A 953-nucleotide genomic window follows, 5' to 3' on the forward strand; every position below is an offset into this window, starting at 1 on the left:
TATTTTGCGTATCACCATAATATTACGATCGCTTTCTTCAATAGGCAGCTTAAAAGAATGGATATTCTCAAGTTCTCCTCCAAGCGTCGTGATTGCTTTTTTGCCTGCATTCAGTTCTTCTTCTGCTGATGCGGCTTTTAAAGCAACAAATAAACCGTTTTTCTTCACCAGAGGCAAGCAAAGCTCACTCAAAACAGATAATCTCGCAACTGCTCGCGCTGTCACAATATCATAGCTTTCACGCACGTCTTTCCGTTGCCCGAACGTTTCAGCTCTGTCATGGCAGAATGTTGTATTCTCCAATTGCAAAGCCTCAGATAACTTTTCTAAAAACGTGATCCGTTTGTTCAGTGAATCCACGATTGTGACATTGAGGTGCGGAAAGCATATTTTTATCGGCAGACTTGGAAAACCCGCTCCCGCTCCAACATCACAAATCGTGTTCACCTGATTGAAGTCGACATAAAAAGCAGCTGTAATGGAATCATAAAAATGCTTTAAATACACTTCTTTTTTCTCTGTTATTGAAGTGAGATTGATTTTTTCGTTCCATTCAACCAGCATGTCGTAATACAGCTCAAATTGCTCCAGCTGACGGGGAGAAAGGGAGATCCCTTTTTCCGCCAAACCAGAAGTGAATTCTTCAATATTCATGCCGTCATCCTTTCTATTCGGCTATCTTCGCAATGCGTCCCTGCTCTAAATACACCAATAGAATTGAAATGTCCGCCGGGTTTACACCGGAAATGCGGGAAGCCTGGGCAACAGACAAAGGCCGTACATTTTTCAGTTTTTGACGCGCCTCGGTCGCAATCCCCTTAATTGCGTCATAATCAATTCGGTCTGGAATTTTTTTATTTTCCATCTTCTTCAGTTTTTCCACTTGCTGAAGAGATTTTTCAATATATCCTTCATATTTCACTTGGATTTCTACTTGTTCTGCCACGTCTTGA

The 953-nt window shown here is 41.6% G+C and carries 1 protein-coding gene and 1 pseudogene; both read right to left on the bottom strand.

All coding sequences use genetic code 11. From position 1 onward, the window contains the following. A partial coding sequence (rsmG, locus tag RAC86_RS39170) for a 16S rRNA (guanine(527)-N(7))-methyltransferase RsmG (protein ID WP_377887004.1) occupies nt 1–654 on the bottom strand: 654 nt, incomplete at its 3' end. A 13-nt stretch (nt 655–667) separates the two neighbouring features. Next, nucleotides 668–953: pseudogene (locus RAC86_RS39175) on the bottom strand (tRNA uridine-5-carboxymethylaminomethyl(34) synthesis enzyme MnmG); the annotation flags it as partial.

It is taken from the genome of Bacillus sp. LR_5 (genome assembly GCF_042709275.1).